14 protein-coding genes are annotated in these 14,452 nt (G+C 62.3%); 3 read left to right on the top strand and 11 right to left on the bottom strand.

Annotated elements, in window-relative coordinates:
* The 4 genes from HMPREF2912_RS13415 to HMPREF2912_RS07795 form a co-directional block, all read right to left on the bottom strand.
* The coding region (locus tag HMPREF2912_RS13415; RefSeq protein WP_148139410.1) for an ATP-binding cassette domain-containing protein at positions 1-165 on the bottom strand (165 nt) is incomplete at its 3' end.
* 1 nt (position 166) lies between these two features.
* Positions 167-1,021: an ABC transporter permease gene (locus HMPREF2912_RS07805; protein WP_070596657.1), complete on the bottom strand. Its 855-nt coding sequence runs from the start codon at positions 1,019-1,021 to the stop codon at positions 167-169.
* A complete protein-coding gene (locus tag HMPREF2912_RS07800; RefSeq protein WP_070531501.1) occupies positions 1,018-1,998 on the bottom strand; it encodes an ABC transporter permease in 981 nt (326 codons plus the stop codon). The genes HMPREF2912_RS07805 and HMPREF2912_RS07800 overlap by 4 nt, the downstream gene beginning before the upstream one ends.
* On the bottom strand, positions 1,999-3,639 hold the full coding sequence (locus tag HMPREF2912_RS07795; protein WP_070683782.1) for a TIGR04028 family ABC transporter substrate-binding protein: 1,641 nt from the start codon (positions 3,637-3,639) through the stop codon (positions 1,999-2,001).
* 119 nt (positions 3,640-3,758) lie between these two features.
* Between HMPREF2912_RS07795 and HMPREF2912_RS07790 the strand changes: the two genes are divergently transcribed.
* A complete protein-coding gene (locus HMPREF2912_RS07790) occupies positions 3,759-5,639 on the top strand; it encodes an FAD/NAD(P)-binding protein (RefSeq protein WP_070683780.1) in 1,881 nt (626 codons plus the stop codon).
* A 38-nt stretch (positions 5,640-5,677) separates the two neighbouring features.
* Here HMPREF2912_RS07790 and HMPREF2912_RS07785 read toward each other — a convergent pair whose 3' ends face one another.
* Positions 5,678-6,889 (bottom strand): hypothetical protein, encoded by a 1,212-nt coding sequence (locus HMPREF2912_RS07785; protein ID WP_070683778.1) that lies wholly within the window; start codon positions 6,887-6,889, stop codon positions 5,678-5,680.
* 29 nt (positions 6,890-6,918) lie between these two features.
* The gene (locus tag HMPREF2912_RS07780) at positions 6,919-8,079 is read right to left on the bottom strand and encodes a cystathionine gamma-synthase (RefSeq protein WP_070683776.1); all 1,161 of its coding nucleotides are present in this window, start codon (positions 8,077-8,079) and stop codon (positions 6,919-6,921) included.
* Positions 8,080-8,194: 115 nt separating this feature from the next.
* Here HMPREF2912_RS07780 and HMPREF2912_RS07775 point away from each other — a divergent pair, with 115 nt between their 5' ends.
* Together HMPREF2912_RS07775 and HMPREF2912_RS07770 are read left to right on the top strand one after the other, a co-directional pair.
* A complete protein-coding gene (locus HMPREF2912_RS07775; protein ID WP_070683775.1) occupies positions 8,195-9,196 on the top strand; it encodes a mechanosensitive ion channel family protein in 1,002 nt (333 codons plus the stop codon).
* Positions 9,197-9,198: 2 nt separating this feature from the next.
* Positions 9,199-9,588 carry a globin gene (locus HMPREF2912_RS07770; RefSeq protein ID WP_083299178.1) on the top strand — a complete coding sequence of 130 codons (390 nt, stop codon included), beginning with the start codon at positions 9,199-9,201 and terminating at the stop codon, positions 9,586-9,588.
* Here the strand turns inward: HMPREF2912_RS07770 and ald are convergent.
* The 5 genes from ald to HMPREF2912_RS07745 form a co-directional block, all read right to left on the bottom strand.
* Complete coding sequence (ald, locus tag HMPREF2912_RS07765; RefSeq protein WP_070563714.1) at positions 9,585-10,667, bottom strand: alanine dehydrogenase; 1,083 nt, start codon at positions 10,665-10,667, stop codon at positions 9,585-9,587. The genes HMPREF2912_RS07770 and ald overlap by 4 nt on opposite strands.
* A gap of 153 nt (positions 10,668-10,820) precedes the next feature.
* Positions 10,821-11,480: a DUF8185 domain-containing protein gene (locus HMPREF2912_RS07760; protein ID WP_070683773.1), complete on the bottom strand. Its 660-nt coding sequence runs from the start codon at positions 11,478-11,480 to the stop codon at positions 10,821-10,823.
* Positions 11,481-11,495: 15 nt separating this feature from the next.
* Positions 11,496-11,954, bottom strand: coding sequence for an acyl-CoA thioesterase (locus HMPREF2912_RS07755; protein ID WP_070522287.1), 459 nt, complete (start codon positions 11,952-11,954; stop codon positions 11,496-11,498).
* A 48-nt stretch (positions 11,955-12,002) separates the two neighbouring features.
* Positions 12,003-13,673, bottom strand: coding sequence for an energy-dependent translational throttle protein EttA (gene ettA, locus HMPREF2912_RS07750; RefSeq protein WP_070522290.1), 1,671 nt, complete (start codon positions 13,671-13,673; stop codon positions 12,003-12,005).
* A gap of 80 nt (positions 13,674-13,753) precedes the next feature.
* Positions 13,754-14,344 (bottom strand): single-stranded DNA-binding protein, encoded by a 591-nt coding sequence (locus HMPREF2912_RS07745; protein WP_070522293.1) that lies wholly within the window; start codon positions 14,342-14,344, stop codon positions 13,754-13,756.
* Between the last annotated feature and the right edge of the window lie 108 nt (positions 14,345-14,452).

Here is a 14,452-nt window from a genome sequence, read left to right as displayed (position 1 = left end):
GGTCTTGCCGGAGCCGGACTCGCCCACGATGGCGGTCATCTGCCCCGGGTGAACCTCGAGGTTGACGCCTTGCACGGCGGAAACGTCACCACCTGCGGTGGAATAGGACACGTTGAGGTCCCGCACGCGCAGCAGGGGCTGCGCTGCATTTTTTGTAACAGACATGTTAGGCCTCCACGGGGAAGTTTTGGGACAGGCGGTTGGCGGACATCACCACGGCGACCAGCGCGATGCCGGGCAGGATGATGAGCCACCAGGCGGTGGCCATGAAGTCACGGCCCTCGGCGATAATGAGGCCCCATTCCGGGGTCGGCGGCGGGGCGCCGTAGCCCAGGAAGCCGAGGATGGACAGCTGCAGGATCGCGGTGCCGAACTGCAGGGTGGCCAGGGCGATCACAGGGGTGAGTGAGTTGGGAAGGATGTGGCGCAAGAGCACCGTGGCGTGGGTGGCACCGGCGCCGTATGCGGCCTCGATGTAGTCCGAGCTGGCCACGGTGATCACCTGGGAGCGGGCCAAACGGGCGAAGGTCGCCACGGACGTCGCACCGACAGCCACCGCCGCCTGCACGGAGCCAAAGCCCAGAACGATGATGATGGACAGCGACAGCAGGATGCCGGGGATGGACAGCAGCACGTCGACCACGCGCATGAGGACGGTGTCCACCGCTCCTCGGAGGGAGCCGGCGAGCAAACCGATGAGCGTGCCGACGACCAGGCCGACGGCCACGGCGATCAGCGCGCCGAGCAGCGACTGGCGGGCACCATAAACAATGCGCGCGTAGAGATCGCGGCCCACCGCGTCCGTGCCCATGAGGTGGCCGGACTCCCCCGGCGGCAACAGGGCCACATCGGTGCCCGCATAGGGGTCGGCCGAGGTGAACAAACTTGGGAAAAGCGCGGCCAGGAAAGCGATCACGAGGACCACGATGGCGATGATGGAACCCGGCGCGAGCCAGGGATTCGCAGTGTGGCGGCGCGGCGCTCGTGAAGAACGCAGCGGATTGGTGTGCGTCATGCTCATGAGCGCACCGTCCTTTCTTCAGCAGCGGCAGCGCGGCGCTCCGGGGCGCTGGCGCGCAGGCGCGGATCCAGCACCGGGTAGAGCAGGTCCACCACGAGGTTGATGATGATGTAGGAGGTCGCAGCGATGAGAACCACGGCCAGCAGCACCGGGGTATCGCGGTTCGCCACGGCCTGCGCCACCATGTAGCCCAAGCCGGTGCGGCCAAAGACGGTCTCGGTCACCACGGCACCGCCGACGAGCTCACCGAAGAGCAGGCCCGCCATGGTCAAGGTGGGCAGCAGCGAATTGCGCAGGACAGTTCGCCAGAAGATCCACGCCTCCGAGGCGCCGCGTGCGCGCACCGCCTGGACGAAGGGCCGCGATTGCGTCTCATCGATGGAGCGGATCAACACCTGAATGAGCGGCGCGGCCATAGGTACCGAGAGCGTCAAGGTAGGCAGGATGAGGCCCTCCACGCTGCCGGGTTCAATGACGCGCACCCAGCCCAACTGGAAGGAAAAGAACTGGATGAGCAGGATGGCAATCCAGAAGCCGGGCAGCGAGACCATGAAGGAAGGCAGTCCCCGGAAGAAAGAACCGATGGCGCCAAGCCCCGGCAGCGTGGCCACAAAGGCCACGAGCACGGCCACGATGAGTGCGAGAACGATGGCGCTGGCGGCGAGGATGAGGGTGTGGGGAAGGGCGTCGGCAAGCAGCGTGGCTACCGGAGCGCCCGACTGCGTGGAGTTGCCGAAGTGCCCGGTGAGGAAGCCACCCAGAGACGTGAAGTATTGCACCACGAGCGGCTTGTCGACGCCCATCTCCTCCCGGATGGCGTCAATCTCCGCCTGGGACAGGCCCAGGGCAGGGTCGCCGAAGCGCGACTGGACGGCATCCGATGGCAGCGCCGACAGGAGCACAAAGGCCACGGTGTAGGTAATGAGCAGCACGAGGAGGGCCTGCCCAATGCGGCTGAAGAGTTGGCGGGTTGTCATTTATTTCTCCTCCTCATCCGATGCCGCGGCGTCGATGGACACCTCGTAGAACCACGGGCGCGCCACCGATTCCGGGCTGAAGCCCGAAATACCCGGCCGGACGGCGTAGACCACGGGCTCCTCAAAGAGCGGCAGCGCATAGGCCTGCTCGGTGATGTAGTCCTGGACTTCTTCCGTGGCCTTGATGCGGCCTTCCTTGTCGGGGGTGTCGAGGACGGCGTCGAGAAGCTCCTGCAGGTGCGCGTCGATTGGGGTGCCCTCCGCGTCTTGGTTGAGGAAGGCGTCGCGGTTGTTGATGCCGTAGAGCGAGGTGATGACGTCGTAGTCGGCGCGGCCCACCATCGAGTGGTAGATCTGCACCTTGTCAACGTCCTTGGCATCGGCGTTCTGCGTGGCCTGGTCGCCGGCGTTGACCTGGATGCCGATGCCCAGCTCACCCAGCTGGTCCTGCACCATGGTCATGACTTCCTTGGAGCGCGGCTGCGGCAAGGCGGTGTTGGTGCGCAGGACGAGGCGCTGGCCGTCTTTGACGCGGATGCCGTCGGGGCCGGGCTCCCAGCCGGCCTCGTCGAGGAGGCGCTTGGATTCCTCGGGGTCGAAGGTATAAGCGGCGGACTGGTCCTTGTAGGCCAGGCCGGTCTTGGCCACCGTGGAGGTGGCCAGCGGGTAGGACTCGGAGAAGAGCACGCGGAGGATTTCCTCGCGGTCCACGCCGTGGATGATGGCCTCGCGCACGCGCTTGTCCTGCAGCAACGGGTGGTTAAAGCGGAAGGCGAACTGGTTGTTCATGGAGTTCGTGCCGCGCGAGACGATGTCAACGCCTTGTTCTTTCAGCAGCGACTCCTGCGGGGCGGAGATTTGGCGGGCGATATCGGCCTGACCGGAGAGAATAGCGCCGGTGCGCACGGATTCCTCGGCGGCGAGGATGTAGTGGACGCCGTCGATCTCCGCGCGCCCTTGGTGCTTCACGGCCGGCGGGGCCCAGTCGTAGTCCTCGCGGGTCTTGAGCTTAAGGTCGGTGCCGATTTCTTCCGATTCCACCACGAAGGGGCCCGAGCCAATGACGTTGACCGCGTTGCCGGGGCCGAAGCCCTCGTTGTCCAAGGCCAGCGTTGAATCGGAGAGCAGGCCGGCGTTGTAGGCGGAGGTGGCCTGGAGGAAGCCCGGAGAAGACTGGGTGAAGTAGAACTTCACGGTGTCCTCGTCCACGACCTCGCCGTGGTCATAGTTGGCAATCTGCTCGGAGCTGGTCAGCGTGCGGGATTTATCGCCGCGGCCGAAGAGGTCGAAGTTGGCCACGACGTTCTCGGCAGTTAGCGGGGAACCGTCGGAGTAGGTGACGTCGGTACGGATATTAAACGTGTACTCCGTGGCATCGGCGTTGACCTTGGGCATCTCCGTGGCGATCCACGGCGAGAGCTCGAGGGTCTCGGGGTCTTGGTACAGGAGGCGATCGGTCAGCTGGTTGACCACGCCGCCGTTGGGATAAAAGCCGGCGGCCGGCGGGTAGAGCGTGCGGAAGAACTGCGGCTCTAGGTAGGTGAGGACGTTGTCCTCCCCGTCCGGCCGTTCCACGGCGGAGCAGCCGGCTAAGGCGAGGGCTGCTGCCAGGGTGGCGGCGAGTGCGCGTAGGGTTTTCACGGTATTGCTTTCAGAGAGTAGATAGTCGGTTTGAATTGTGTCTACGGATTTAACACAACGTATACTGACCGGTATTATTCCACTAGACAGAACAGTCTAAAAGTTTGAGGTTGATTTTTATGCCCTCCATCGCCATCGTCGGGGCCGGCCCACGCGGCATCTCGCTGGTCGAGCGCCTCGCGGCCCACCTGCGCGCGACCCCCCTTGAGTCACCCCTGCGCCTCCACATCATCGATGATGCCCCGCTGGGCGCTGGCCGCATTTGGGATACGGAGCAGACCCGCACGTTGTGCATGAACACGCTGGCCGGCGCGGTCACTCTGTTCACCGAGCCCAGCTCCACCACCACCGCGCCGGTCCTCGAGGGCCCCATCCTCTACGAGTGGATCCAGCTCCTGCGCGGCGAGCGCCCCGACATCGCGCCTGCCAAGCTGGAGCTTTATGATTCCCACCCGCCGCGCGAGGAGCTCGCTGCTTCCTTTGCCGAAGAGCTCGCGCACACCCGCCCGGAGTCCAACCCCTCCCGCGCGCTTTACGGCGCCTACCTGGAGTGGGTCTTTGAGGTTGCGCTGGCGCAGCTGCCGGAGAGCGTGGACGTCGTCCAGCACCGCGCCCGCGCGCTGTCCATCGAAGCCGCTGAGGACCACGATGTCATAGCACTTTCCGACGCCTCCACCGTCACCGCCGACGCCACCGTCCTGGCCTACGGCTGGCAGGTGCCCGCGCTGAGCGAGTCCGAACGCCCCCTGGCGGAGGCTGCACACTCGGACCTGCATTGGGTGCGGCCAGACAACCCCGTCGAACAGCCGGTGTCTGCGGTCCCCGCGGGCGAGAAGGTCCTGGTCCGCGGCCTGGGTATGGGCTTTTTCGACATCATGGCGCTGCTCACCATCGACCGCGGTGGTGAGTTTGTGGAGGATCCCTCCACGCGCTCCGGGCTGCGCTACGAGCCCAGCGGTGAGGAGCCGCACTTCATCGTCTCCTCCGGCCGCGGCTACCCTTATATCCCGAAGTCGGAATACCACGCGCTGCCGCCGAAGGCCGCCCTGACCCGCTTCCGCGCCGCGGTGGCCGCCCTGGATCCGGAGGCTGAGCTGAACTTCGGCACGCAACTACTGCCGCACATTCTGCGCGATGCCTACGCCGAGTACTACGAGAACCAGGCGCGGGTCGCACCCGATGCCCCGCAGCGCCCCCTCGCGGATATCATCGCCACCATCGACGCCACCGCGGTGGATGCCGACGACCTGACAGGCATGGCGGACCAGCTCACCGTAGCCCTCGAGGGTTCCTCCGCCCAGCCGTTAGATCTTGCGCACTGGGCGAACCCGCTCGATGATTTCACCGGTGGTGAGGTCACCGAGTACATTGCCGAAGGCCTAGCACGCGACATCATCGAGGCCGTCGCCGCCGCCGATTCCCCGCTGAAGTCCGCGCTGTGGGCTATCTCGGCCGCGCGCAAGCCCTCGTCGATTGCCGGCTCGGAAGGCCGGATGACGTGGGAGTCGCGCACCAGCACCTTCAAGGAGTTCATGGCCTTCGGGCAGATGGTGGGGTCGGGTCCGCCGCTCTTCCGCACCCGCCAGCTGCTCGCGCTTGTCGACGCCGGCCTCGTCACCTTCCTGGGGCAGCGCCCCCAGCTGGAGATCGGAGAGAAGTTCACGCTGCGCACCGTGCACAACGAGGCTTCCTCCGCCTGGCTTATCGACGCCTGGATGCACTCCCCCGATGTCCGCCGCGCCGGTGATCCTCTCGCGGTGTCCCTCAATGGGCGGGTGCGAGCGTTCGTCGACCATGGTCAGTCCACCGGCTCGCCGGAGACGACATGGAACCGCCGCGTGGTCAACCCCGGTGGCACCGAAGACCCGCGCCTGCACATCGTGGGCATCCCCACCTATTCGCAGTGGCCGGACACCACCATCTCCCCCATGCCCGGCACGGACCCACTCATGCTGCAGGAGACCGACCGCACGGCCGGCTCCCTGCTCGGCACGCTCTAGCCGCCGCGTGGCCCCGACTCATTCCTCGGGGTCACGTGCTATTTGCGTGCGAAGACCTGTTGCAGCGCCGCGACGCGGCTATCTAGTGGTGGAACGAGATTCTTCACATTGAGGTGCGCGTTCTGTCCCTTGAACTCCCATACGTGACCCGTAAACGCCGCAAGGATTGCGTCCTTTTCAACTTCGAGAGAAGGGGTCGCGTCGATAAAAGCACCGATAACATCTCGCCATAGCTGCGGGTCACGGGCGCAAATAATGTAGCCGTGCTTAGCCTCTTTGAGGAAGGCGATGAGGCATCTGAACACGCGCTCCTGAGACGGTAGAACAAGTCCCTTCTTGTTGTTGCTTTCGATGACCTTGGGGATGTCACCAGACGCTTTGGTCCTGTAGGGGAACATCTCCATGCGCACGATGTCACCTGCTCGCTCACCCGATTCGGAACGCTCCGGAATGACCTCATTCCACGAAACAGGCTCTTTTTCTTCACAGTCATCGAAGAGGTAAAAGCGTGCGCGATCGAAATACCAGCCTTTGTCATCTGCAATGTCCCAGGGCAAGCGAGCGTTGTCGACGTCATTCGAGAACAGCGCCGCGACGTTGCCTTGATCCCTGATGAAGGGAGTAAAGGCCTCTCCCCCATCTTTTGTATTTGCTACGCCTTCCATACCGTCTCGAGACAGTCTGATGACGTCATTTCCGCCATATGCCGGATTCTTCAGCAGCCACAGGATGCGAATGTGCTCGATGCCGCTATCTAGCTTGACCGACAAGGATTCCGGAACGGTTCGCGTAAGGCTCGCGGCACTCTCCGCAGCCTCCGCGCTAAATGCCTCCTTGATTGCCTCGGCACTCTCCTCGATGCGCTCATCCTTAAATTCAGCACTAATGCGCTTCTTAAAGGCATCAGAAGGAGCGAAAACTGCGCCGCAGAGATACTCCTTAAACGTTGGGCTTTCGAGGTTAAGGCTGTCGCCATTGAGGGCATCTGCATTCCACTTAGTAAAAGTGGCAAAGTCCTGCTCGTGCATGCAAGATTTCAGGAATGCTTCCACGTTTTCACCTTGCGACGCAACGGTGGCCTGCGGGTACCTGGGGTGGGTTCCTTGGAGGAATTGAATGAACTCCTCGGTAGGTTCATCGGAACCGTTCGCAAATGGAACTGGAATCTCGTCGAAGTATGAGGCCCAGAACTCTCGTGCTGCGTCCACCTCATCGCTGAAGGACCCCAATTGTTGTGTGGTTCGTGTCATGCCTCTCCTACAGGTAGATTCTCCGATTACTAGTGTAAGGCGTCGAGGGCCTGCTCCAGGTCCGCGAGCAAGTCATCGATGGACTCGATGCCCACCGAGATGCGCACGAGGTCTGCCGGTGGCACGAGCTCGGAGCCCTCAGCGGAAATGTGCGTCATGTTCTGTGGGTGCTCAATGAGGGACTCGACACCGCCGAGGGACTCAGCCAGCGAGATGAGCTTGGTGTTGAGACAAATCTGGCGGGCGTGCTCCTCGCTGTGGAAGCGCACGGACATCATCCCGCCGAAGCCACGCATCTGCTTCTTCGCCAGCTCGTGGCCCGGATGCGAGGGCAGGCCCGGGTAGAGAACCTGCTTGACCTCCGGGCGGGATTCGAGGAACTCGGCCACGGCCTGCGCATTGGAACAGTGGCGGTCCATGCGCACTTCAAGGGTTTTGATGCCGCGGGCGGTGAGGTAGGCGTCGAAAGGCGAGGATACCGCGCCGACGTTGCCCTGGAAATAGAGCAGGCGCTCATCCATCTCCGCGGAGTTGGTCACGACCGCTCCACCCAGCACATCCGAGTGGCCGCCCAGGTACTTCGTGGTGGAGTGCAGGACGTGGTCCGCGCCCAACTCCAAAGGGTTCTGCAGGTAGGGCGTGGCAAAGGTGTTGTCGACGACGACTTGGGCGTCGCCAGCCGCCTTAACAACCTCAGAGACTGCGGCGATATCCGTGATCGTCGTCGCTGGGTTGGTTGGGGTCTCCAACCAAATGAGCTTGGTGTTCTCTTTCAACGCCGCCTCTACCGCCGCGGCATCGGCGGTGTTGACGATGGACAGCTCGATACCCCACTCGCCGTAATCATGGTGCAGGAGGCGATACATGCCGCCATAGGCATCGTTGCCGAGGATGACGTGGTCACCTGGACGAACAAGAATCCGAATGAGGGTATCGACGGCCGCCATGCCCGTGGCGAAACAACGCGCATACTCGGCATTCTCCAGCGCCGCAAGGGTCTTCTCCAGAGAATGAACGGTGGGGTTGGCCACTCGCCCGTACTCATAGCCGCCGCGCAACTGCGCGAGGCCGTCCTGTTGGTAGGTCGTGGAGGCGTAGATCGGTACGTTGATGGATCCCATGTAGGGATCCGGCTGGTAACCGGCATGGATTGAACGAGAGGAAAAGCCAAGGGTGCGGTTGTCAGTCATGAGGCACAATTCTAGACCAAGCTGTTCAGTCGCGGGAAAGACAAGCTTTTTATATTCAGCTCTCTTCCCTACCATCGGTAAGCGTCAGTTGTGAGCGATAGCAGAAAGGACACACGTGACCAGACCAACCGCATACCTAAGCGCTTCCTCCGAGCCAACCGACGGGGCTGTCGACGCAGTCACCCGCTGGTGGCAAACAGAAAACATGCAGTCCTGGCTCATCGACAAACCCATCGGCATCGCGCTCATCCTCATCGTCGCCATCATCGGCAGCTGGCTGCTGCGCCGACTCATCACCAAGCTGGCTGATAACAGCATCAAGAAGGGCAAGCTCAGCTCGCCGCTCTCCCCGCGCAAAGCGCACCGAACAACCGACAAAGTCCTCGAGCAAACACAGGAGGCTCGGCGCACCTCCCGCATCCAGACCCTCGCCGGCGTTGGACGCTCCGCGGTTGCCATATTCGTCTGGGTCTGGGCAGCGCTCGCTATCTTGGACAAGCTCGGAGTCAACGTCGCCCCGCTCGTAGCCTCAGCCGGCGTGGTTGGTGTCGCCCTTGGTTTCGGCGCCCAAGCGCTGGTCAAGGACTTCCTGTCCGGCATCTTCATGCTCATGGAAGACCAGTACGGCATCGGTGACACCATCGACCTCGGAAACGGGGTCTTCGGCGACGTGGAGTCCATTTCCCTACGTATTACCACGGTCCGCGATATCGATGGCGCGCTATGGTACGTCCGTAACGGCGAAATCTTGCAGGTGGCCAACCATTCCGACCGCTACTCCGTCGCCCGCGTGCAAGTCCCCATCGCACTGAGCAACGACCCCACCCGCGCAGTCGATGTCATCACCTCCGCAGCAGAGAACGCCGCCCGCGACCCCGAAATCAAGGGCTTCATCCTGGCCAAACCTACGGTCAATGGCATGTCCGGTTTGGAAGTTGACCACATGTCCTACCGCGTTTCCGTCAAGACGCTACCGGGCAAACAATGGGATGTGCAGCGCGCGATGCAGGCGAAAATCCTCACCGCCATGCATACGGAAGGAATTACCACGCCCTACCCGCGAGGGATGGCTATCTTTGATTTGGAAGAACCCAGCCTGACGCGAAAGGAAGATTAGGCGTGCAACCAACGAGCGTGTACGAAGCCGTCGGTGGAATGGAGACTTTTGAGAAACTCGTCGGTGGTTTCTATGCACAGGTGCGCGACGATGATCTCATCGGGCCGATGTACCCGCAGCAGGATTGGGAGGGCGCGGAAAAACGTCTGACCTGGTTCCTCGTGCAGTACTGGGGCGGACCCCAGCTCTTCTCAGAGAATCGCGGTCACCCGCGCCTGCGCATGCGCCACGCGCCCTACTCCATCGACATAGCTGCCCATGATCGCTGGCTCGAGCTCATGGGCAACTCGTTGGCGCAGATCGACGAAGACACCATCCCGCCGGCCTATCGCGCGATGATTTGGGACCACATGGAGCGAGTAGCGGCGATGCTCATCAACCGCGCACCCTAAAGCCCGAAGGCCTCCTTCACGGGCTGGGACACCAGCTCTCCCCCGCGGGTCATCAGACCATTGGCCAAGCCCGGGAAGCGCTCGACTGCACCGTCGAAGCCTCCGGCAGCCAGGGCGCGCATGTACGGCAAGGTGGCCGAGCCGAGTGCGCGTGCGGAGGTGTTCGCCACCGCGCCCGGCATGTTGGCAACACAGTAGAAGAGGGTGTCGTGCACCTTGAAGGTGGGCTCATCGTGCGAGGTCTTGTGGGAGTTCTCGAAGCAGCCGCCTTGGTCAATGGCAACGTCGACAAGCACGGCGCCCTTCTTCATGCGCTTAACCACATCCTCCCGAACCAACTTCGGGGCGGCAGCACCGGGTACGAGGACGGCGCCGATGACGAGGTCGGCGGCGAGAAGCTCCGCTTCCAGCGTGGCAGGGTCCGACACCAGGGTGCGCACGCCGCCCTGGTACTGCTCATCGAAGCGCTGCAGGACGTGTGGGTCGAGGTCGAGCACCGTGACTTCCGCGCGCAGGCCGTGCGCCATAGCCACCGCGGACGCGCCAACCTGGCCACCGCCGATGACCACCACTCGCGCCGGTTGGGTGCCCGGCACGCCGGAGACCAACAAGCCACGCCCACCCTGCGTGGACAACAGATGGTGAGTTCCCTCAATGACGGCGAGGCGCCCGGCCACCTGGGACATCGGTGTCAAAAGCGGCAGAGTGCCGCGGGCATCGGTAACCGTCTCATAGGCCACGGCGGTGGTTCCGGCCTCAACCAGGGCGTCCGTCAGCGGACGGTCCGCCGCCAGGTGGAGATAAGTGAAGAGCAGCAGATCCTCGCGCAGGTAGCCATACTCGGCCTCGAGCGGTTCTTTGACTTTGACCACCATGTCCGCCGCCCAGGCCTCCTTGGCGGTGGCGACGATCGTCGCGCCCACGGCTTGGTACTCGGAGTCCGGAAAAGAAGCGCCTTCTCCGGCCCCAGTTTCCACTAGAACCTCATGGCCATCTTTGATGAGTGCGTGCGCAGCGCTCGGGGTAAGAGCGACGCGGTTCTCGTTGTTCATGATTTCTTTGGGTGCCGCAATACGCATCGTGCGAGTCATCTCCTTTTATTAAAGAAACTGAATTCGACCCCTTAATGGTAACGCAAATCACGCTGCGTTGCGGGCGTAGAAACCACACAGTTTTCCTTCCGCGGTGCCGCGCCCCGCCGCGGACTCTGCGGCGGCGAGGCTGGAGACGTTTTAGAACAAAGACAGCCGCGTGGAGTGATAAACACTGCCATAGGGCGCGTCGAGGCGCACCCACCGCCCCTTGCCCGCCACGCGCAGGTGGCGGGGGATATTGAGTGACGCAGCAAAGCCCGGGATGAGGCCCAAACTCGTGCAGGCGAAGATCATCCGCATAGGAATCTCTACTTGGGTCTCCGCGCTCTCCACGGTGAGCACGGTTTGATTCAACAGGCCTTTCGGCGGGCCCATCGGACCAGAGAATTGCCGGGCTAGCTGCCGGCCTTTATCCGCTAAGTCACGGACGACGTCGACAGGCAATGAATCAATCTCTCGAAACCCCGTTGCCGGCGGCAAGGCCCCCGGCCATGAGGGGTCGCGCGCGGGGCCTAGATCAAGCACCTCCGCCCCGTCCTCTTCAAGAAGGTGTTCGGGGGTGGTGCGGAGGGCGTCGAGAAGCGCCTGCGCCGACACCACTGCCCCATCGCGACCAACGTTGCCTTCGCAGCGCCGCGCTACGACGACATCGAAGGGGGTCGTGACAAAAACCTCAACGTGGGTGGCGTCGTATTGACGCAAGCGCACCGTCGCTGAGGCATCCAGCCCCGTCGCACGAGCGAGGAGGGCCTGTAGCCCCACCCCGCCGTTGTGCAATGTCAGGGATTCACTCTCCATAATTGCGCTGGCCGCCTACTGCTCGTCCAACTCGACGACAGCATTTTCCAGGATGATGGTGCGCTCCTGCTCAGAAACCTCCCGCGGCATCTGGGTATCTGGATCAATGGTGACCTGCACACAGTCGATGACGCAGGCCACCTGGCCTTGCGCGTCCTTGATCTTCTGACGAGTGGTAAACGACGTGGCTCCAAGGCGCACCACCGTGGTCTCCACCGTCACCGTGCCATGCCGTCCATCCCACTTGATGGGGCGGACATAGTCCGCGTCGATGTGGCGAACAAAAGCCACCATGTTTAGGCCACGTGAATAGAAGTGGTGCATGGCAAAGGCCAAGCGCGCTTCCTGCGCCAGCTCGATAAAGTTGGCGTTCATCATGTGGCCGTACATGTCGAAGTCCGACCAACGCACTCCCACGGTGAGCTCGTGGACGTTGTCCTTAGTCTCCTCCGACACAACATTCTGAGCGGGCATTCCAGAATCCTTCCGAAGATTTCCTTTGAGTGTTAGGGCTGAGCGGCCCTAGCGGCTGAGCTTGCGGTGGGTAACGCGAGACGGACGGGCGGCGTCCTCACCGAGGCGCTCGACCTTGTTCTTCTCGTAATCGCCGAAGTTACCCTCGAACCAGAACCACTGGCCTTCCGCGACATTGCCTTCCCAGGCCAGGATGTGGGTACAGGTGCGGTCGAGGAACCAGCGATCGTGGGAAATAACCACGGCGCAGCCGGGGAACTTTTCCAGCGCGTTTTCCAGGGAGCCCAAGGTTTCCACGTCCAAGTCGTTGGTCGGCTCATCGAGGAGGATCAGGTTGCCGCCCTCTTTGAGGGTCAGGGCCAGGTTCAGGCGGTTGCGCTCACCACCGGAAAGAACCTTAGACGGCTTCTGCTGGTCCGGGCCCTTAAAACCGAATGCGGAGAGGTAGGCGCGGGACGGCATCTCGTTCTGGCCAACGTGGATGTAGTCCAGCCCATCGGAGACGACCTCCCACACGGTGGCCTCTGGGTCGATGTTTTCGCGTCCCTGGTCAACGTAGGAAAGCTTGACGGTCTCGCCGACGGTGACAGAACCGGAATCCGGCTCTTCCAGGCCCACGATGGTCTTGAACAGGGTGGACTTACCCACACCGTTCGGGCCGATAACACCGACGATGCCGTTGCGCGGCAGGGTGAAGGACAGGTCCTTAATAAGGACGCGACCATCGAAGCCCTTGGTCAGGTCCTTGACCTCCACAACCTTGTTGCCCAGGCGCGGCGGGGTCGGAATCTGAATCTCCTCGAAGTCGAGCTTCTTGTACTGCTCGGCTTCTGCAGCCATCTCCTCGTAGCGCTGGAGACGGGCCTTGTTCTTGGCCTGGCGCGCCTTCGCACCGGAACGAACCCACGCGAGTTCTTCCTTGAGGCGCTTCTGCAGCTTCTTGTCCTTAGCACCAGCAACTTCGAGGCGCTCAGCCTTCTTCTCCAGGTAAGTGGAGTAGTTGCCCTCGTAGGGGTAGAGCTTGCCGCGATCAACCTCACAGATCCAGCCCGCAACGTGGTCGAGGAAGTAGCGGTCGTGGGTCACGGCCAGGACGGCGCCCGGGTAGGACTCGAGGTGCTTCTCCAACCACTGGACGGACTCGGCGTCGAGGTGGTTAGTGGGCTCGTCGAGCAGCAGGAGATCCGGTTCACTCAGCAGCAGCTTGGCCAGCGCGACGCGGCGGCGCTCACCACCGGACAGGTTAGTCACCGGGTCATCAGACGGCGGGCAGCGCAGTGCCTCCATGGCCTGCTCGATCTTGGAGTCAACCTCCCACGCATCCGCGTGGTCGAGCTCCTCCTGTAGCTTGCCCATTTCTTCCATGAGCTCGTCGGAGTAGTTGGTGGCCATCTCTTCCGCGATCTCCTCGAAGCGCTGCTTCTTCTGGAAAATCTCCCCGAGGCCTTCTTCGACGTTCTCGCGGACCGTCTTCTCCTCGTTGAGCGGCGGCTCCTGGAGGAGGATGCCGACCGTCTTGCCCGGGTCAATGAAAGCCTCGCCGTTGGAAGGCTGATCGAGGCCGGCCATAATTTTCAGGATCGAGGACTTACCTGCACCGTTGGGGCCCACGACGCCAATCTTGGCGCCCGGGTAGAAAGCCATAGTGACATTGTCCAAAATAACCTTGTCACCGATGGCCTTACGCACGTTTTTCATCGTGTAGATGAATTCGCCCATGTTTCACCCTTTACTTCTGTCAGGATTGGTCAATAACAGTACAAAGAGTACATCACATGGGCGGTGGTAGTCCCCCGTCCTTAGGCCATAGCTTCTTCTGGCGCCGGTTCGCGGTGAGCTTCGGCCGCGCTCTGCGCTTGCTGACGATCCGCCGCAGTATCCTGCGGGGTATCTCCCGACTGCAGAGCAGCCGGCAATGCCTCATCCTCCGCAGTACTCGGCGGTGCCGTGTAATCCACATCCAGTACTGGCGGATTCTCCCCCAGCCAGAGGGCTTCGCTGCCCTCCTCACCATAGGAAGTACCAATCTTGGTGGAGGTGATGCAGAAGCGGTTGAGGTCGAGGCCCACGTGGGCGATCTTGATATAGGTCCTAGAGCGCTTTGCCCCGTTCTTATCCTCCCACCGGTCCGTGACAATGGAGCCCATAACAAAGACCGGCATGCCCTTAAACAGGGACTTCTTAACATTGATGGCGCACTGGCCCCACACCTCACCGTCGATATAGTTAAGGTCCAGCTCCCGCCACACAGTCTTGCCCTCGTCATCCTTTTCCGGAACGCTGCGCGAGGAAGCAAAGCGGAGGCGGGCCTTGTACATGGTTTCGCTGATTTTGGTCAGGTGGGGGTCGTGAGTCAGGCGCCCCGTGAGTGAAATTGGGTATTGAGACATTGCGTGATTCCTTTGCTGTTTGTGGCTGGTGCTCTTTTCAATGCGAGGAAGCGATGCGCCTCCCGTACCTCGCATCATCGCCACCCATCAGCGCGCCCGCAATGACCT

It is taken from the genome of Corynebacterium sp. HMSC056E09 (genome assembly GCF_001813425.1).
GTDB classification, from domain to species: domain Bacteria; phylum Actinomycetota; class Actinomycetes; order Mycobacteriales; family Mycobacteriaceae; genus Corynebacterium; species Corynebacterium hesseae.
Note: the sequence above shows the minus strand (reverse complement) of the source record. Positions and strands in the feature narration are given on the sequence as shown.